The sequence below is a fragment of the Streptomyces sp. NRRL S-31 genome, from assembly GCF_000718775.1.
GTDB lineage: Bacteria > Actinomycetota > Actinomycetes > Streptomycetales > Streptomycetaceae > Streptomyces.
On sequence record NZ_JOCB01000011.1, the window covers coordinates 85,450 to 105,940 of the forward strand.

5 protein-coding genes are annotated in these 20,491 nt (G+C 74.8%); 4 read left to right on the top strand and 1 reads right to left on the bottom strand.

The features are described 5' to 3' along the window. The first annotated feature begins 154 nt into the window (after nt 1–154). Both IF37_RS0107000 and IF37_RS0107005 read left to right on the top strand, forming a co-directional pair. Nucleotides 155–1,354, top strand: coding sequence for a cytochrome P450 (locus tag IF37_RS0107000; RefSeq protein ID WP_030737851.1), 1,200 nt, complete (start codon nt 155–157; stop codon nt 1,352–1,354). Nucleotides 1,355–1,859: 505 nt separating this feature from the next. Continuing rightward, nucleotides 1,860–3,383 carry an ABC transporter substrate-binding protein gene (locus IF37_RS0107005; protein WP_253915673.1) on the top strand — a complete coding sequence of 508 codons (1,524 nt, stop codon included), beginning with the start codon at nt 1,860–1,862 and terminating at the stop codon, nt 3,381–3,383. A gap of 159 nt (nt 3,384–3,542) precedes the next feature. On the opposite strand, the gene IF37_RS39105 is transcribed toward IF37_RS0107005, so the two are convergent. Continuing rightward, nucleotides 3,543–6,542 carry an amino acid adenylation domain-containing protein gene (locus IF37_RS39105; RefSeq protein WP_052845017.1) on the bottom strand — a complete coding sequence of 1,000 codons (3,000 nt, stop codon included), beginning with the start codon at nt 6,540–6,542 and terminating at the stop codon, nt 3,543–3,545. 260 nt (nt 6,543–6,802) lie between these two features. Here IF37_RS39105 and IF37_RS39110 point away from each other — a divergent pair, with 260 nt between their 5' ends. Then, nucleotides 6,803–10,855: a non-ribosomal peptide synthetase gene (locus tag IF37_RS39110; RefSeq protein WP_052845018.1), complete on the top strand. Its 4,053-nt coding sequence runs from the start codon at nt 6,803–6,805 to the stop codon at nt 10,853–10,855. Continuing rightward, nucleotides 10,855–20,490 (top strand): non-ribosomal peptide synthetase, encoded by a 9,636-nt coding sequence (locus IF37_RS41690; protein WP_052845019.1) that lies wholly within the window; start codon nt 10,855–10,857, stop codon nt 20,488–20,490. The genes IF37_RS39110 and IF37_RS41690 overlap by 1 nt, the downstream gene beginning before the upstream one ends. Nucleotide 20,491: the final 1 nt, after the last annotated feature.

Consider the following 20,491-nt stretch of genomic DNA (forward strand, 5'->3'; position numbering starts at 1 on the left):
GAAGGGCCGGACGACCACGGACCGCCGCCTGCCGAAACCCCGGCCGGCGCACCGCCCACCGCACGTGTGCGAAGGCCCGCGGTCCCCGTACGGCCGGGCACCCGCCCACCCCGCTCTCCCCCGCCCGCCCGCACCACCCAAGGAGCTCCCACCCATGACGACGGCCGGCATCCTCGACCTCGCCGCGCTGGGCGAGGACTTCGTCAACGACCCCTACCCGGTGTACGCGGCACTGCGCGAGACCGGTCCGGTGCACCGGGTGCGGGTACCCGAGGGCCACGAGGCGTGGCTCGTCGTCGGGTACGAGGCCGCGCGGGCCGCCCTCGCCGACCCCCGGCTCGCCAAGTCCTGGGACCGGGCCGCGCCGACCCTCTCCGTGGTACGGCCGGCCGCCGGCCCCAACATGCTCAACTCCGACCCGCCGGACCATGGACGGCTGCGCAAGCTGGTCGTCCGCGAGTTCACCCCGCGCCGCGTCGAAGCACTCGCCCCGCGCGTCGAGGAACTCACCGGGACGCTGCTCGACGCGATGCTCGCGCGCCCCGACGGACGCGCCGACCTCGTCGAGGCCCTGTCGTTCCCGCTGTCCATGGCGGTGATCTGCGAACTCCTCGGCGTGCCCGAGCTGGACCGGGTCGCGTTCCGCACCTGGACCACCGACGTGTTCTCGCACCCCGACCCGTCGGCGCGCCGGAAGGCGAGCCAGGAGATGGGCGCCTACCTGGCCCGGCTGCTGGACGACAAGCGCCGCGCCCCCGGCGACGACCTGATGAGCGCCCTGGTCCGCACCAGCGACGACGACGGCGACCGGCTCAGTCCCGAGGAACTCGTCGGCACCGCCTGGCTGCTGCTGGTGGCCGGCCATGAGACCACCGCCAACCTGATCTCGAACGGCGTGCTGGCGCTGCTCACCCACCCCGCGCAACTGGCCGACCTGCGCGCGGACATGACCCTCCTCGACGCGGCGGTGGAGGAGATGCTGCGGTACGACGGACCGGTGGAGGCGGCCACGTACCGCTTCACCACCGAACCCGTCGACATCGGCGGCACGGTGATCCCGGGCGGCGGCGAACTGGTCCTGGTCGTCGTCGCCGACGCCGACCGCGACCCGGCGCGCTTCGCCGACCCCGGCCGCTTCGACATCCGCCGCCCCGAGCGAGGCCACATCGCCTTCGGCCACGGCATCCACTACTGCCTCGGCGCCCCGCTCGTCCGCCTGGAGGCACGCATCGCGGTCCGGGCCCTGCTGGACCGCTGCCCCGGCCTCGCCCTGGACACCGACCCGGCGGCCGTGACCTGGCGCGCCGGCATGCTCGTGCACGGCCCCCGGCGGCTGCCGGTGCGGTGGGTGTGACCCGCGCACCGCTACGAGGAACGGGAGCATGGGAACGGGCGCTGGAAGACCAGGAAACGGAGCGGAGGAACAGGAGCAGAGGAAACGGGAGCAGAGGAAACGGGAGCGGAGGAACAGGAGCAGAGGAAACGGACGTAGCGGAACGGGTGTAAGTGCAGAACGGCTGCCTCTTCGGACAGGGCGTCCGGGGACGTCACGTCCGGTGACCCACCGGACGTAGAGTGCTCCCGGTCGGATTTTCCCGATCTGCTTTTCCCGGGCACTCCCGACGCGCTCTCCCGGTGAGAGCGCCGCCCTTATCCCCCCTGTGATCCACCGCAGTCCCTCAACGGCCCGGAATTCCCCCCAGGTCCCGGAATTCCCTTCCGGTCCGGGCTTTTCCATGCGGTGCCGGACCGACCCCTGCCCGAAAAGCGCGGCCGGTCCACGGATCAGCGAGAACCAAGACGAGGCACATGCGGTGAACAAGCTCAACCAGTGGCCGGCCCGGCTCGCCCCCGCCGGACTGGCCCTCGCTCTGCTGACAGGGTGTACCGCCCTCGACGACGAGAGCCCCCGCGTGGTGGTCGGCATGTCCGACGGCGTACTGGCCACGGACCCGGCCTCCGGCTACGACCCCGGCTCCTGGCTGCTGTTCAACAACGTCTTCCAGTCGTTGCTCAGCTTCCCCGCCGGAGGCACCGAGCCCGAGCCCGACGCCGCCAAGTCGTGCTACTTCACGGACGGCCGTGCCCAGGTCTTCCGGTGTGTCCTCAAGGACGGTCTGCGGTTCAGCAACGGGGACCGCCTGACCGCCGAGGACGTCAAGTTCTCCTTCGACCGCACCCTGCGGATCGACGACGCGGCCGGTCCGGCGGTCATGCTGAGCACGCTGGACCGGATCGAGACGCCGAACGCCAAGACCGTCGTCTTCAGGCTGAAGGTTCCCGACGCCACCTTCCCCAGCAAGATCGCCTCCGGCGCGGGCTCCATCGTGGACCACCGGCAGTACGACCCGGGGGAGCTGCGCACGGACGGCGAGGCGGTCGGTTCCGGCCCCTACAAGCTGGACAGCTTCGACAAGGGCGAGGCGGTCTTCTCGGTCAACGAGCGGTACCGGGGCAACGCCAGGATCAAGAACACCGGCGTCCGGCTGAGGTTCTTCCGCGGCGACCAGACCGCCCTGGAACAGGCCCTGGTGGACGGCCGGGTGGACGTCGCCTACCGCGGTCTGACCGCCCAGGACATCTCCGACATCGACCTCCAGACCGGGAAGAAGGACGTCGACGTCGTCGAGGGCAGCAGCGCGGAGGTCCAGCACCTGGTCTTCAACATGGACGACCCCGTCGCCGGGAAGCTCTCGGTGCGCAGGGCCATCGCCTATGTGCTCGACCGTGACGCCCTGGTCAAGGAGGTCTACCGGGACACCGCGATCCCGCTGTACTCGATCGTCCCGGCCGGCATCGGCGGCCACACCACGGCCTTCTTCGACCGGTACGGCGGCCGGCCCTCCAAGGAACGGGCCGCCGAGGCGCTGCGTGCCGACGGGATCACCGCCAAGGTGAAGCTGACCCTCTGGTCCACGCCGATCCGCTACGGCCCGGCCACGGACCAGGAGATGGAGGCGATCGCCGGGCAGCTCAACGCCAGCGGGCTGTTCGACGCCGACGTGAAGTCCGTGCCGTTCGACCGGTACGAGAAGGACATCGCCGCGGGGAGGTACGGCGTCTACGTCAAGGGCTGGGTGCCGGACTACCCCGACGCCGACAACTTCACCGCCCCCTTCTTCGGCAAGGGCAACGTGCTGGGCAACCACTACGAGAACAGCACCATCACCGGCGATCTGATCCCGCGCACCGCCGCCGAGAGCCACCGTACGGACGCCGACGGAACGTTCGGCGAGATCCAGGACATCGTGGCCCAGCAGATCCCCGTCCTGCCGGTGTGGCAGGCCAAGCAGTACGCGGTCGTCCGCGACGGCGTCCACGGCGTCGACTACTGCCTGGACCCCTCCACGGTGTTCCGGTTCTGGGAGATCAGCAAGGACTGATCCGCAGCCGTTCCGGTGCCCCGAGCCGCACGTCCCGGGGCACCGGAACGTGCGCGCGTCCCCACCGCAGTCGCCGCCCCCGGCAGCCATCCGCCGCGGCCGCCACCGCGCCTGCCGCCGGGGCCGCCGTCCTCCGACGGCGGCCCCGGCCCCGGCGGGTCAGCCCCCCGCGCGCAGGTCGGCGACCACCGAGGCCAGTCCCCGGACGGTCGGTGCGTCGAAGAAGGCCAGCAGCGGTACCTCGACGCCCAGCCGCTCGTGGATGCGCGCCGAGATCCGGGCCACCGTGACCGAATGGCCGCCGAGGTCGAAGAGATCCTCGGTGTCGCCCACGTCCGGCACCCGCAGCACCTCGCACCAGATCCGCCGTACCGACTCCAGCGGGTCCGCCGGGTCTTCCGGGTCCGCCCCGGCCGTGGATTCGGTCCCGGTCACGGGGTCCGTTCCGGTCACGGGGTCCGTTCCGGTTTCCTCCGGTGGTGCCGGGAGCGCCGCGCGGTCGAGTTTGCCGTTCGGGGTGGTCGGCAGGCCGCCGAGGACGACGAACGCCTCGGGCACCATGTACGCCGGGAGCGCCGCCGCCAGCGCGCGCCTCAGCTCGCCCGGGTCCACCCCGCCGACGACGTAACCCACCAGCCTGCCCTCCCGCACCGCGGCGGCGGCCTGGCGCACCCCGGGCACGGCGAGCAGCCGGCCCTCGATCTCGCCCAGCTCGATCCGGTAGCCCCTGAGCTTGACCTGGTCGTCGGTGCGGCCGAGGAACTCCAGCCGCCCGTCGTCGAGTCGCCGCACCTGGTCCCCGGTCCGGTACATACGGCTGCCCGGCGCCCCGAAGGGATCGGACGGGAACCGCTCCCGGTCCAGCTCCGGCCGGCCGAGGTAGCCGCGGGCGAGCCCGGCGCCGGCGAGGTAGAGGTCGCCGGGGGTGCCGTCCGGCACGGGCGACAGGCGCCCGTCGAGCACGTAGGCCCGGGTGTTGGCCAGCGGGCGGCCGATCGTCACCCGCTCCGGCTCGGGACCGATCTCGTCCGCCGTGGCCCAGACGGTCGCCTCGGTCGGGCCGTACAGGTTGACGAGTCTGCCGACCCTCGGGCGCAGCCGCCGGGCCAGTGCCAGGGGCAGTGCCTCGCCGCCGGTGATCGCGGTGATCCCGGGCGCGGTGAACCCGGCGTCCAGGAGCATCGTCCAGCCGGTCGGGGTCGCCTGCATGTGGGTGACCCGCTCGCGGTCGATCAGCTCGCGCAGCGCCGACCCGTCACGCGTCCGGGTCCCGCCCGCCACGACCACCGTGCCGCCGGTGACCAGCGGCAGGAAGAACTCCGGGACGGACATGTCGAACGCCGCCGAGGCCGCCGCCAGCCAGCGGTCACCCGGCCGGCAGTCCAGCAGGTCGCGCATCGACAGCAGCAGGCTGACCAGTGACCCGTGCTCGATCCGCACGCCCTTGGGACGGCCGGTCGAGCCGGAGGTGTAGATGACGTAGACCAGGTCGTCCGGGGACGGGGACACCGCCGGGGACGGCGCCGGGGCCGGGACGGGTGCGGGTGCCGGTGACGCGGCGGGCGGTGCGGGGTCCTCGGTGGCGGCCGACAGCTCGGCGTCCCCCAGTTCACCGGCGGCGCGGGAGTCCGCGACGATGAACTCCAGCCGTTCCGCCGGGTACTCCGGGTCGAGGGGAAGATAGGCCGCTCCGGCCTTCAGGACACCGAGCAGCCCGGCCGGCAGCGCCTCCGTCCGGCCGGCCCGTACCGCGACGAGGTCCCCGGGACCGATGCCCCGGCCGCGCAGCCGGCCGGCGATCCGGGTGGCGGCGGCGTCCAACTGCGCGTAGGTGAGCCGCCGGCCCTCATGGACGACGGCGACCGCGTCGGGCCTGCGGGCTACCTGCTCCGCGAACAGTTCCGGGACGGTCGCCGGGGGGCGGCGGACGGCCGTGCCGTCGTGCTCCGCGAGCGACCGGTCCCCCTCCGTTTCCTCTGTCCCATCTATCCCCTTCGTCTCCTCTGCCGCCTCCTGCGGCTCCTCCCGCTCCGGCGCGGCCAGTTCGGCCAGCACGGTGTCCGGGTCGGTCGCGACGCGGGTCAGCACCGACAGCCAGTGCCGGCCCACGCACCGGACGTCGTCGCCGGTCAGCGCGTGCGAGGGGTACCGGAACACCGCGTCGATACCGTCCGGACCGTCCAGCAGAGAGAGGTCGAGGGTGTGGCGGACGGCGGCAGTGCGCAGCCCCCGGTCCACCGTGGCGACGACGCCGGGGAAGTGCGGCGCCGGACTCGAGCGGTGGTAGGAGAGGTGGACGGCGGCCGGCGGCGTCCGCACCCCGGCGCGGGCCGGCGGCACGTCGCGCACCCGGTGCAGCGCGCGCAGTCCGGAGCCGACCGCGCGGGCGAACTCCGCGAACGGTGTGTCGTCGCGCGGGGCGGAGGAGAAGGGCAGCTCGTTGACGAGGGCACCGATGCGTGCGTGCTCCCCGGGGGCGCGCGTGTCGAAATCGAGGGCGGTGACCGGCGCCGCCTCGCCCTGCCGGAACAGGACGGCGTGCACGGACGCCACCAGCAGCGCGTACGGGGTGACGCCGATGCGCTCGGCCACGCCGTGGAGGGCGTCCCGCAGCGCCGCCGGGACCCGCACCTCCGCCGTCGCGCCCGCCCGTGCGTCCTGCGTCTCCTCCGCGTTCCGCGCGTCCCGCGCGTTCTTCATGTCCTGTGTGTCCCGCGTGCCCGCCGGGTCCCGGACCGCCCCGGCCGGCCGGGTGAGCGGCGGGCCGTCGCCGACCGGGTGCTCCGCCCAGTACCGACGCGCGAGCGGCAGCGCGGCGGTGATCCGCTGCTCCTCGTTCCCGGCGGGGGCGAGTTCCGGCAGGCCGGGGTCGGTGCCCCGCACCTCCGCGCGGTGGAACGCGGCGAGATCGCTCACGAACACGTCCACCGACCTCTGGTCGAAGACCCGCCGGGAGGCGACGACCAGCAGCCGGTGCTCGTCCGCGCCGACCCGCTCCAGCACCGGACGGCACGGCGGACCGCCGGCGAGGGCCGGGTGCCTGCGCAGTACGGCGGCGCAGGCGCGGTCCAGCGCGGCGGCGTCCAGGTCGCCGTGGAAGTGGACGGAGAACGACAGGCGGTGCTCGGCACCATCCTCGTCGGGCAACGCATCGGGCATGGAAAAGGTCCTGTCACCGTCAAGGGATTACGAACTGGATCTGCCTGATCTTCGCCGCCTCGGCAATTATGTCGCGATATTCGGCCGACCCTGCCCGAACGCCCGATCCATGTGCCCGAAAAGCCATTGACCGGTACTCCGGGCCGACCAATGATTCGGTGTGTCGACGGCGTCCGAAAACAGCTGTCCGAATTCTTCCCACCGTCCTTCACGTGCGCCATCGCACACGAAGCGGACCACCCCGAGGGGAAAACCCGGCCTTGCCGCAGCACATCACCACCGAATTCCCATGCTCGTTCTCACAGCGGCGGCTCTGGTTCCTGGCGCAGATGCCCGGTGCGGGCGAGGCGTACCACATGCCGCTGGCGTACGAGCTGCGGGGACCGCTCGACCGTGACGCGCTGACCCGGGCGCTCGACCGGCTGGCCGACCGGCACGAAGCGCTGCGCACCCGACTGGTCGCCGTGGCCGGCGAGGTCTTCCAGCGGATCGACCCGCCCGGCGGGGGCTTCCCGCTGCGGACGCACGACCTGACCGGCCGGCCGGACGCGGAGGACCGGCTCGACGCACTGCGCCGGGAGGAGGCCACCGCGCCGTTCGACCTCGCCCGGGGCCCGCTGTTCCGCGGCCGGCTGGTGGCGCTGGCCGCGGACCGGCACGTCCTGCTGGTCACCGCCCACCACGTCGTGTCGGACGGCTGGTCGACCGGTGTGTTCACCCGGGAACTCGGCGAGCTGTACGCGGCGTTCCGCGCGGGCGGGGACGATCCGCTGCCGCCGCTGCCCGCGCGCTACGCCGACCACGCCGCCTGGCAGCGCGAGCGGCTCTCCGCCGACACGGTCGCCCGGCAGTCCGCGTACTGGCGCGACGCCCTGGCGGACGCGCCCGTCCTGCTCGACCTGCCGACCGACCGGCCGCGCCCGGCCGAGCAGGACCACCGGGGCGCGCAGCTGCGCGTTGAGTTCGACGCGGAACTCACGGCCGCCCTGCGGACGTTGAGCCGACGCAACGGCAGCACCCTGTTCATGACCCTGCTGACCGGGTGGGCCCTGGTGCTCTCCCGGTGGTCCGGGCAGACCGACGTGGTGATCGGCACGCCCACGGCCAACCGGGGCCGGGCCGAACTCGAAGCGCTGATCGGCTTCTTCGTCAACAGCCTGGCGCTGCGCGTCGACCTCTCCGGCGAACCGTCGGTGGCCGAGCTGCTGAAGCGGGTGCGGGGCGTCACGCTGTCGGCGCTGACCCACCAGGACCTGCCGTTCGAGCAGGTGGTGCAGGTGGTCAAGCCGCCCCGCAGTCCGGCCCACACGCCGTTGTTCCAGGTGATGTTCGCCTGGCAGAACACCGAGGGCGGCGAGCCGGCCCTGCCGGGCCTGGATGTGACACGGCTGGAGGAGGCCGGTGCCGGGGCCAAGTTCGACCTGGCCCTGTCCCTGGCGGAGGAGGGCGACCGCGTCGTCGGCACCCTGGACTACGCGTGCGCGCTGTTCGACCGCGAGACGGTGGAGCGGCACTGCCGGCAGCTGCGGCGGGTGCTGACCCAGATGGCCGCCGAGCCCCAACGCCCGGTGTCCTCACTTGAGTTGCTGTCCGAGCGCGAGCGCGCCCAGCTGCTGGACGACTGGAACGACACGGGACCCGCGATCCCCGCGGTGCCCTTCCCCACTCTGTTCGAGGAGCGGGTGCGCACCACCCCCCAGGCGGTGGCGGTGGAGTTCGGCGCGGTCTCGCTGACCTACGCGGAGCTGAACGCCCGGGCGAACCGGCTGGCCCGGCACCTGGTCGGGCAGGGCGTCCGCCCCGAACGCCTGGTGGCGGTGGCCCTGCCCCGGTCGGTGCGGTGGCTGGTGGCGATCCTGGCGGTGCTGAAGGCCGGCGGCGCCTATCTGCCCGTCGACCCCGCCTACCCGGCCGACCGGATCACCTACATGCTCACCGACGCCGACCCGGTCTGCGTCCTCACCGACGTGGCCACCGAGCGGACCCTGCCCGGCACCACCGCCCCGCTCCTCCTCCTGCCCGACACCGACACCCACACCCACACCCACACCGACACGGACACCGACCGGCTCCACCCCGCGACCCCGGCCGAGTCCGCGACCCCGGCCCACCCCGCGGCCCCGGCCGTCCCGGTGCTCACCCACCCCGCCGACGCCTCCGCCCAGCCCGCCGACGCCCTCGATCTGACCGACGCCGAGCGCGGTGCGCCGCTTAGGGCGGTGTCGCCTGCGTACGTCATCTACACCTCCGGTTCGACCGGGCGGCCCAAGGGCGTGGTCGTCACCCACACGGGTCTCGCCGCACTTTCCGCGAGCCAGATCGAGCGGCTGGCCGTCACCCCGGACAGCCGGGTGCTCCAGTTCGCCTCGCCGAGCTTCGACGCCGCCACCTGGGAGGTGTGCATGGCGCTGCTGTCCGGCGCGCGGCTGGTGATGGCCCCGGCGGACGAACTGCTGCCGGGCGAGGGCCTCGCCGGGGTGTTGCGCCGGCACGCCGTCACCCACGCCACCCTGCCCCCGACCGCGCTGGCGGTGCTGCCCGACGACGCCCTGCCGGACGGGATGACCCTCGTCGTGGCGGGTGAGGCGTGTCCGCCGGCCCTGGTCGGGCGGTGGTCGGCCGGCCGCCGCATGATCAACGCGTACGGCCCGACCGAGACCACCGTCTGCGCCACGATGAGCGACCCGCTCTCCGGAGCCGTGACCCCGCCCATCGGCACGCCCGTGGCCGGCACCCGGGTCTACGTCCTCGACGCGCGCCTGCGGCCGGTCCCGCCCGGCTTCCGCGGCGAGCTGTACGTCGCCGGCGCGGGCCTGGCCCGTGGCTACCTCGGCCGGCCGGAGCTGACGGCGGAACGTTTCATCGCCGACCCCTACGGCCCTCCCGGCACCCGTATGTACCGCACCGGAGACCTGGCCCGGTGGCGCGCGGACGGCCGGCTGGAGTTCGTCGGACGCGCCGACCACCAGGTGAAGGTGCGCGGCTTCCGTGTCGAACCCGGCGAGGTGGAGGCCGTACTGCGCGAGCAGCCCGGCGTCCTGGAAGCCGCCGTGCTCGCGGAGCCCGACGCGGCCGGCGGCACCCGGCTGATCGCCGGGGTCGCCCGCGACGGGGCCGTACCCCGGCCGGCGGCCGAGTGGCGTGCCGCGCTCGCCCGCCGCCTCCCCGCCTACATGCTCCCCGAGCTGGTCGTCGAGGTGCCGCGGCTGCCCCAGACCCCCAACGGCAAGCTCGACCGCGAGGCGCTGCTGGCACAGGCGCGCACGGCCGGGCCCGCCCAGGTCAACACCTCGACCCCGCGCGACCACATCGAGCTGGCGCTGTACCGGATATGGAAACGGCTGCTGCTCCACCCCGACATCGGCATCCGGGACGACTTCTTCGACATCGGCGGGACGTCGATCTCCGCCATCCGACTGGCGCACGCCGTCCGCGAGACGTTCGGCGAGCCGCTGCCCGTCCGCGACATCATGCTGCACCCGACCATCGAGGCGCTCGGCGGACGGCTGCGGCAGGGGGCCGCGGCCCAGCCCCCCGGCAACCTCATCGCCTTCCGTGAGGGCGACGGGTCCCGCGGTGTGGTCTGCGTGCACCCCGGCGGCGGTACGGCCTTCTGCTACCTGCCGCTGGCCAGGGCCCTGCCCGAGGACTGCGGCGTCTACGGCGTCCAGTCCCCGGGGCTGAACCCCGGCGAGGACTTCCTGCCCACGGTCGAGGCCATGGCGGAGGAGTACCTGCGGCTCATCGAACCACTGCTCGACGGACGACCGCTGGTGCTCACCGGCCTCTCCTTCGGCGGCCTGGTCGCCCACGAGATGGGGCGCCGGCTGGCCCTGGCCGGGCACACCGAGCTGAGCGTCGTCCTCCTCGACACCCACGGTGACGACGACGATGACGCCGCGCGCGCCGCGACCGAGCCGGTCCCGATGGCCGAGTTCCGCGAGAAGCTGGTCCGGTTCAACGGCATGTACCCCGGTATCGAGGACGAGCAGATCGAGCGGTACCACCGGGTCTACAACCACAACCGGACGGCCGCGGGCGCCTACCGGGCGCCGTCCACCCCGGCCCGGCTGGTCCTGTTGCAGGCCACCCGGGGGCTCGACGCCGCGGCGGTGCGGACGGCCGCGGACCACTGGCACCGGCGCGTCGGCACCGGCCGCCTGCGGGTGGAGCAACTGGACTGCGACCACTGGGAAATCCTGGAACCCGCCGGCATCCCGCGGGTGGCCGCGCTGCTCGAATCCGAGCTGGCCCGGCCGGCGACCCGACCCGTACCGAACGAGACCGGGCACGGCCTGGCGGGGAGAGCATGATGGAACCGACACCCACCGCATCCACCGCACCGGTCGCGCCCGCGGGTCCCGCCCCGGCGGCCGGTCTGGCCGCGAGCGTGCTGGCCCAGGCCCGCCGCACCCCGGACGCCGTCGCCGTGCTCGACGGCGCCCGGCGCCTCGACTACGCCGGGCTCGAAGCCGCCAGCGCCGCCGTCGCCGACGCCCTGCGCCGCCATGGCGTCCGGGCCGGCCAGAGCGTGGCGGTCTGTCTGCCGCGGTCCTGGCAACTGGTCTGCGCCATGCTCGGCGTCCGGCGTCTGGGCGCGGTGGTGGTACCGCTCGACGCGCAGAGCCCGCCCGGGCGGCGCGGCCACATCCTCACCGACTCGGCCGCCGTGGCGCTGATCCACGGCGAGGACGTACCCGACGGCCTGCCGGACGGCGTGACGCCCCTGGCGGTCGCCCACCTGCTCGCCGCCACCCCGGTCGCCGCGACCCCGGTCGCCGCGACCCCGGTCGCCGCGACCCCGGTCGCCGCCACCCCGGTCACCGCCGAAGCCGTCGCGCCGTCGGACCCAGCCCCCGCCGCCGTCCCCGCGCAGGCCGCTCCCGCGCAGGCCGCCCCCGCCACACCGGTCGGCTTCGTCTTCTACACGTCCGGCACGACCGGCCGGCCCAAGGGCGTCGAGGTGCGGGACGCCGGCATCCTGCGGCTGGCGCGGCCCGGTTATCTGCGGCTGCCCGAGGGCGCGCGCTACGCCTGCCTGTCCAACCCCGCGTTCGACGCCCTCAGCTTCGAGGTGTGGGTGCCGCTGCTGACCGGCGGCTGCTGCGTGATCTTCGACGACGAGGTGGTGCAGACCCCCGACGTACTCGCGGCCGAACTGCGGCGGCGGCGCGTCGACACCCTCTTCATGACCGTGGCGCTGTTCAACACGGTCGTCGACCGGGTCCCGGACTGCTTCGCCGAGGTCGGCCAGGTGCTGGTCGGCGGCGAGCAGCTCAACGCCCCGCTGATCCGCCGCTGGTACCGGGACAACCCCGCGAGCCCCACCCGGCTGCACAACGTGTACGGCCCCACCGAGGCCACCACCTTCGCCCTGTGCCACCCCATCCCCCGCGACTTCGACGGCGACGTGGTGCCCATCGGCCGGCCGCTGCCCGGCACCGAGGCGCTCGTGGTGGCCGACGGCGACCGGCCGGCCGACACCGGGGAGCTGGGCGAACTCCTGCTCGCCGGGGAGGCGCTCGCGGCCGGCTACCGGAACCTGCCCGACGAGACCGCGCGCCGCTTCGTCCGGCTCGACCGGCACGACGGCGGGCGCACCCGGTACTACCGCACCGGCGACCTGGTCCGACGCGGCGCCGACGGCCTCGTCGAGTACGTGGGCCGCGCGGACCGCCAGGTCAAGGTGCGCGGCTTCCGCATCGAGCCCGGGGAGCTGGAACGCCACATCCTGACCCACCCGGCGGTCCGGCAGGCGTACGTCTGCACGCGCCGGGACGAGCGGCAGGGCGTCAACGAACTGCTGGCCTACCTGGTACCGGACGCGGCCCTCGACTTCGACGACTTCGACCGCCACCTCACGGCCGGGCTGCCGCCGTACATGCGGCCGCACCGCATCCACCTGGTCGACGAAATACCGCTGACCGCCAACGGCAAGACCGACCAAGCCGCCCTGCTCCGGCGCGACGACGAGCAGCCCTGGCGACGCGCCGAGCGCCCGGCCGCCGCGACCACCGGCGCCACCGCGACGCAGCGCCGGATGCTCGACCTGGCGAGCCGGATCCTCGGCGTACCGGGACTGCGCCTGGACGACCGCTGGATACCCAGCGGCGGCGACTCGCTGAAGGCGCTGCGGCTGCGCTCCGAGGTGCGCCGGCTCTGGGGGAGCGAGCTGCCGCAGAGCCTGGTCCTGCGGGCGGACCTCGCGGAACTCGCCGCCGCCGTGGAGGACGGACGCGGCACGGACCGCTCGCCGTACCCGGCGCCCCCCGTCCCCGCGGACGCCCGCTCCGCGCCGGCCACCTCCGAGCAGCAGCGGCTCTGGCTGCTGCACCAGCGCGACCCCCTCTCCCGCGCCTACGACGTCACGCTGTCCTTCACCGTCCGCGGCACCGTCGACAGCGCCGCGCTGCGCCGTGCGCTGCGCCGGCTCGTGGTCCGCCATCCGGCGCTGCGCACCGCGTTCGAAGCCACCACCGAAGGACTGCGCCAGGTGGTGGGCGAGCCGTACGACCCGTGGACGGAGCCGGCCGGGGCGCCGGGCGGCGACGCGGGCGGCCACGACGACCACGCCCGCCGCTTCTTCGCCACACCGTTCGACCTGGCCCGGCCGCGCCTGCTGCGGGCGAGCTGGCTCCCGGACGGCGAGGGCGGCGTACTCCTGCTGCACCTGCACCACATCGCCGTCGACGGCTGGTCGCTCAACGTGCTCTTCCGGGAACTCTCCGAGGAGTACGCGGCCGAGCCGGACGAAGACAGCGAGGACGAGGGCGAGGGAGCGCCTGCCGCGGTGCCGACCCCGCTCGACTTCGCCGTCTGGCAGAGCGACTGGCACACCCGGCCGGACTACCGCAGCCAGCGCGCCGAACTGCGCACCCACTATGCCCGGGCGGAGGAGGAAGCCGAGCAGGCGGCGGTCACGGCGCCGTGGGAACCGCTGCGGCCCGGCGCCGGCACCGCGGGGCGCCTGCTGCGCACCTCCCTCGACCCGGTGCGCCTGGCCACCCTGGACCGGCTCTGCTCCGCACTGGGCCTGACCCGTTTCCAGCTGCTGCTGGGCGTCTTCGCCTGGAGCCTGTACGGCGTCACCGGCCGCTCGCGGCTGCGGGTCGCGAGCCCGGTCGCCAACCGGCCCGTGCGGGAGTTCGAGGACAGCGTCGGCATGTTCGCCAACACGGTGCTGCTGCCCCTGCGGGTCGCGCCCCGCGAGACGCTGCGCGCCGGGCTGCTGCGGCACGCCGCCGCCGCACAGGACGTACTGGACCGGCAGGACGTGGCCCTGGCCGACGTACTCGCCGACACCGGCGCCCACGGCGACGGCACGCCGTTCGACTTCCTGTTCGTCCTGGAGAACACCGACTTCTCCGCGCTGGCCCTGCCGGGCTGCGAGGCCCGCCCCGGCTGGCCGGAACCGGCCCACGCCAAGTGCCCGCTGACCCTGTCGGCGGTCGAGCACGCCGACGGCTTCGACCTGCTCTGGGAGTACGCCGACGGCCACTTCGACGCCTCGGAGGTGCGGGCCATGGCCGGCCTCTTCCAGGACGCCCTGGACCGGCTGGCGGGGGAGCGGGACAGCACCGTCACCGACCTGGTGACGCCGTACCGGCACAGCCTTCCCGACCCCGGCCGCGGCACCCTCACGGGGCTGACCGACACCACCGTCGCCGAAGCCTTCGCCCGGCAGGTCCGCCGGACGCCCTCCGCCCCCGCGCTGGTGTCCGGCGACCGCACCGTCAGCTACGCCCGGCTCGACACCCACGCCGCGGCACTGGCCGCCGAACTGCTGGAGCGGTTCCCGGCACCGCCCGCGGACGACGACCGTCCGCGCGCCGTCGCGCTCCACCTCGACCCCTCCGTCGAACACGTGGTGGCGCTGCTCGCCCTGGCCCGCCTCAACATCACCGCCGTACCGCTCGACCCCGGCTACCCGCCGGCCCTGCTGCGCCAGATCCTGGACCAGGCACGACCGCTGTGCGTCCTGGTCCCGCCGGGCGGCGAGGCCGCGCTCGACGCGATCGCCCCGCCGCACCTGCCCCGCCACCCGGTCCGGCTGTCCACCGCGTCCGCCCCCGCGACCCCGCCGCACCAGGGCCGACGGCCGCTGTACACCCTGTTCACCTCCGGCTCCACCGGCACCCCCAAGGGCGTGCAGGTGTCCGACCGCACCCTGTGCAACCTCCTCCAGTGGCAGCGCGAGTCCGGTGACCTGGCCGCGCCCGCCGTCACTCAGCAGTTCTCCATGCTGTCCTTCGACGTCTCCTTCCAGGAGATCTTCGGCACCCTGTGCGGCGGCGGCTGCCTGCACCTGGTGAGGCCCGGCTGGCGGCAGGACCCGCCCGCGCTCCTGGCCCAGCTGGAGTCGGCCGGCGTGGAACGCGTCTTCATGCCCTACGTCGCGCTGCAACTCCTCGCCGAACACGCCGTCCACCTCGGCCGCTACCCCTCCCGGCTGCGCGAGGTGATCACCGCGGGCGAGCAGTTGCTGTGCACGGACGCCATCCGCCGCTGGTTCGCCGGGATGCCCGGCGCCCGCCTGTTCAACCACTACGGCCCGACCGAGACCCACGTCGTCAGCGCCCTCCGCCTGGACGGCGACCCGGCCGACTGGCCGGAACGCCCCGCGATCGGCCGCCCCGTCGCCAACACCTGGCTGCGCGTGGTCGACGAGGCCGACCAGCCCGTACCCCCGGGCCGCCCCGGCCGGCTGCTGATCGGCGGGCCGCTGGTCGCGCCCTGCTACCTGGGCGACGCCGCGCTCAACCGCGCCCGGTTCACGGAACTGCCCGGCCTCGGGCTGTTCTACCGCACGGGCGACCTGGCCCGGTTCGACCACGACGGCCTGCTGCACTACCTGGGCCGCGACGACCAGCAGATCAAGTTCAGCGGCCACCGGCTGGAACTCGGCCAGGTCGAGGCCGCGCTGCTGCGCCACCCCGCGATCGTCAACGCCGTGGTGGTGCGGGACGGCGAGCAACTGGTGGCCTGCCTCCAGTGCCGCGACGCGTCCCTGGCGCCCGAGGAGCTGGCGAGCCATCTGGCACCGCTGCTGCCACCGCACGTACGCGTCCAGCGCTTCCGCCGGCTGACGGCGCTGCCGCGCACCCCCAGCGGCAAGCTGGACCGCCGCGCGGCGCTCACCGCGCCCGGCGAGGAACTGACCCCGCGCGCCGCCGCCGCGCCCCGCCCGTCCTCGCTGGAGGGACGCCTGAGCGAGCTGTTCGAGGCGGTGACCGGCACACCGGTCCAGCCCGACCAGCGCTTCTTCGAGGCGGGCGCCTCCAGCCTCGACCTGATGCGCTTCCACCTGCGCTGCACCACGGAACTGGGGCTGCCGCTGACCGTCGCCGACCTGTTCGAGCACGTCACCGTCCGCCGTCTGGCCCGCTTCCTGGCCCCCCTGCTCCCGCCCGCCTCCGCCTCTATCTCTGACTCGGCCCCCGCGCTCCGGCCGTCGGCGACCGAGACCGAGACGGCGACCGAGGCCAAGACCGCGAGCGCGACCGTGACCGAGCCACCGGCCACCGCGTCCCCGTCGTCGGCGACCGAGCCGCAGCCGTCGGCGGCCGACGAGCCCGTCGCCGTCATCGGCATGGCGGTGCGGCTGCCCGGCGCCGACGACCTGGCCGCCTTCTGGCGGATGGTCCGCGACGGCGGCACCGGCGTCGAGCACTTCGACGCGGCGGACGGCCTGGTCGGCGCCCGCAGCCAGATGGCCGGACTGCTGGCCTTCGACCCGGAGCACTTCGGCATCAGCCGCCGCGACGCACGCCTGATGGACCCGCAACAGCGCCACCTGCTGATGAGCTGTGTCCAGGCGCTCGCCCACGCCGGCATCGCCGACCCGGCCGGGCGGCGCGTCGGCCTGATCGCGGCCTGCGGGGAGAACACCTACTTCCAGTCGATGCTGCGCGAGGCCGATCCGGCACACCTGCCCGACGGCTTCCAGCTGGCGCTGCACCACGAGAAGGACTTCCTCGCCACGAAGGCCGCCTACCACCTGGGCCTGACCGGACCGGCGTTCACCGTGCAGGCCGCCTGCGCCAGTTCGCTGGTGGCCGTGCACCTCGCGGCCGGCCTGCTGCGCCAGGGCGACGCCGAGGTCATGCTGGCCGGGGGAGTGCTCGTCGACACCCAGCTGACCGACGGCTACACCTACCAGCCGCAGCACATCTTCTCCGCCGACGGACACTGCCGGCCCTTCAGCGACGACGCCGGCGGCACCATCGGCGCCAGCGGCGTCGGCGTGGTCGTCCTCAAGCCGCTGCGGCTCGCACGACGCGACGGCGACACCGTCTACGCGGTGGTCACCGGCTCGGCCCTCAACAACGACGGGTCCGGCAAGCTCGGCTACAGCGCCCCCTCGCTGGCCGGCCAGCGCGAGGTGATCCGGGCCGCCCTGCGGCGCGGCGGCCGTACCGGCGCCGACATCGGCTACGTCGAGGCGCACGGCACCGGCACCCAGCTCGGCGACCCGGTCGAGGTGGGCGCGCTGCGCCAGGCCCTGGACCTCGACACGCCGGACAACTGCGCGCTGGCGTCGGTGAAGAGCCAGATCGGTCACCTGGGCGCCGCGGCCGGGGTGGTGGGACTCGTGCGGGCCGCCCTGGCGGTCCACCACGGTGTGCTCCCGCCCAACGTCGGCTTCCACCGCGTCAACCCGCGGATCGGCGACCTCACGCCGTTCCACGTCCCCACCGAGGCCCGGCCCTGGCCGGGGGACCGGCCCCGGGTGGCGGCCGTGAGCAGCTTCGGCATCGGCGGCACCAACGCCCACCTGCTGGTGGAGGAGGCCCCGGCCCCGGCCGCGCCACCGGCCGCCGTGCCCTGCCTGCCGCTGTCCGGCAGCAGCGCGGAGGGCCTCGCCACCGACGCCGCGCGGATCGCCGACTACCTTGAGGCCCGCCCCGAGACCTACCACCAGGTGCTGCGGCACCTCCAGGCCGGACGTCCCGCGCACCGCTGGCGGCTCGCCGGGGTCTGCCCGGACGCCGCCGCCGCGGTGGCCTGGCTGCGCACGGCGGCCGGCACCGAGACGGCGCCGGACGGCGAGGGCCTGTCCGCCGCCGGCCGTACCGCCCGGGAGCTGGCCGACGCCTGGCTGGCGGGACGGACCGTCCACTGGCCGGCCGGACCGGCACCGGCCCCCTGGGACTTCCCGCCGCCCGCCTTCCGGCTGACCGACCACGACTTCCCGCGCGCCGCCCCCTCGGCACCCGCGCCCACGTCCGCACCCGCACCCGGTTCCGTACCCGCGCCGGCCGTCTCCGCCGGCCCGCGGCGGCTGCCCGAAGCCGAGTGGCTGCACCAGCCGCACTGGGTACGGCTGCGCCGGGCCCTGCCCGCCGCTCCCGCCACGCCCGCCCGCGACCTGCTGGTGGTGATGACGGCCGAGCCGCTGCCCGAGGCCGCCGTACGGCCGTTGCGGGCCGGCTACGCCCGGGTGGTACGGGTCGCCGCGGCGGACGTCTTCGCCCGGCTGGCCGACGACGCCTACCAGGTCGACCCGGCCGACCCCGACTCGCTTGACCTGCTCCTCGACGCCCTGGCCGACGCGACCGGGGCCGGTGTCGACTGGCTGCACGCGCTGCCCCTGGCCGTCGACGGGGCGGTGGGGGAGGAGTCGCTCGCCCGCGCCCACTGGGCCTGCGTCGACACCCCGGCCGCACTGCTGCGGGCGATGGCCGGCCGGACGGAGGCGGGGCCGCTGCGCGCCTTCTGGCTCTCCCACCGGGCGCAGCCCGTGGAGGGCGGCGTGGACCGGCCGGAACTCGGCCTCCTGGCCGGCGTCTGCGAGGTCGGCCGCCAGGAGCGCGGCGTCGCCGGGCGCTGGCTCGACCTGCCCGGTACCGGTCTCGCCGACTGGGCGCCGCTGCTGGCCCCGGTCCTGGCGGAGCCGGACCCCGCCGCCCCGGAGCAGTGCCGGCTGGCGCTGCGGCAGGGCTACTGGTGGCAGCAGACCCTGCTGCCGGTCACCGCGCCGCCCGAAACCGCCGGGGTACCGGCCGCCGGGGACGGCGTCCACGTGATCCTGGGCGGCACCGGCGGCATCGGCGGCACCCTCGCGGCCTGGCTGCTGGAGCGGACCGACAGCCGGGTGATCCTGGTGGCCCGGCGGCCGTCCCTGCCGGACCGCCTGGCACCCTGGGCGGACCGGGTCCGCATGGTCGAGGCCGACCTGGCCGAGCAGCCGCCCGGCGCGGTGCTGGCGACGATCGAGCGGTACACCGACCGGGTCGACGGCGTCGTCCACGCCGTCGGCGAGGCGGCCGGGAACCTCATCGTCCGGCGCGACGGCGCCGCCATGCGCCGGGCCACCGCCGCGAAGCTGAACGGCGCCCTGCTGGTCGAGTCGCTGATCGCGCGCTTCCGGCCGGAGTTCGCCGCGTACTGCTCGTCCATGGCGGCCCTCTTCGGCGGCGTCGGGCAGCTCGACTACGCGGCGGCGAGCGGTCTGCTGGACGGCTTCGCCCGCCACCGGGCCGACCCGGCGGAGACCACGCTGCGCCTCGGCATCGACTGGGACGTCTGGCACGAGGCCGGGATGGCCCGGCAGGCGCTGCGGTCGGACGCCCGTCACCAGGCGCACCTGGCGGTCGGCCTGGACGTGGCCGAGGGCAGCCGGGTGTTCGAACGGGCCCTGCGGCTGCAACTGCCGCAGCTGCTGGTCTCCACCACCCCGCCGGAGCAGGCCCGCGGCTTCTACGAGGCACCCGCCGGAGCACCGGCCCCGGCACCGGAGGAGACCGCGGCCCGCCCCGAGGAGACCCCGCCCGCCGAACAGCTCACCGAGCACCTGTGCCGCTGGCTGGGGCTGGAGGAGCTGGACCCGGACGCGTCCCTCTACGACCTGGGCGCGGACTCGCTCACGCTGCTCGACCTGATCAGCGAGGTGAAGCGGCACTTCGGCATCGACCTCGAACTCTCCCGGATGAGCCACCGGGTGAGCCTGACGGAGGTGCTGGCACTGCTCGGCGAAACCGCGCACGAGGAGTCCTCGCACGAGGGGTCGGCACACGCGGAGCCGGCGTCCGTCGAAGCAGCCCTGGCGGAACCGGCGCACGCGGAACCGGCACACGCGGAAACGGCGTCCGTCGAAACGGCCCAGGCCGAAGCGGCGCCCTCCCGGCCGGCGCGGGCCGAAGCCGCCACCGGGCCCCAGGTGTCCCTCGAGGTGTGGCAGCGGGGCACCGGGCGCGACCTGCTCTGCCTGGTCCACCCGGTGGGCGGCGACATCCAGGCGTACCGCGCCCTGGTGTCGGCGCTCGACCCGCGCCTCACCGTCTGTCTGATCGCCGACCCCGCCCTGCGCGGGACCGCGCCCGAGTGGTCCCTGCCGGAACGGGCCCGGCACTACACCGCCGCCCTGCGGCGGCGCTTCCCGCACGGCGAGTGGCGCCTGCACCTGGCCGGCTGGTCCTTCGGCGCCTGGGTGGCGCTGGAGATGGCCGCGCAGGCGGAGACGGAGGGCCGGGCGGCGGACGGTCTCTTCCTCATCGACCCGCCCCCGCCGGGCGCCGGACCGCGCTTCGCGGACTACGACGAGGACCGTATCGACGCGGTCTTCGCCCACGAGCTGGGCACGGGCGGCACGGGCGGCACGGAGCCGGTGCCGGGACGGGCGGCGCGGGAGTACGCCGAGCGGCTGGCGCGCTGCTGCCGGGCCAACCTCGCGAGCATGGCGGGACACGAACCGCCGCGCCTGACCGCGACGCCGAGCCGCCTCTGGCTGGCGGCCCGCCCGGTCGCCGGACTGCCCGCGCTCGGCTCCGCCGACGAGCAACTGGACCTGTGGCGGGCCCACCTGTCCGGGCCGGCGCACCGCCGCGTCCTGGACACCGACCACTACGGCATCGTCCGGCCGCCCCAGGTGCGGACGGTGGCCGAGGAGATCAACGCGGCGGCGACAGCCGCCCCGGACACCGCCGAAGCGCCCCCGGAAGGAACCTGAG

Excerpts from the sequence above, each read along its gene's own strand:
- IF37_RS0107000 (WP_030737851.1), top strand. The coding sequence starts at position 155 with ATGACGACGGCCGGCATCCTCGACCTCGCCGCGCTGGGCGAGGACTTC.
- IF37_RS39105 (WP_052845017.1), bottom strand. The coding sequence starts at position 6,542 with ATGCCCGATGCGTTGCCCGACGAGGATGGTGCCGAGCACCGCCTGTCG.
- IF37_RS41690 (WP_052845019.1), top strand. The coding sequence starts at position 10,855 with ATGGAACCGACACCCACCGCATCCACCGCACCGGTCGCGCCCGCGGGT.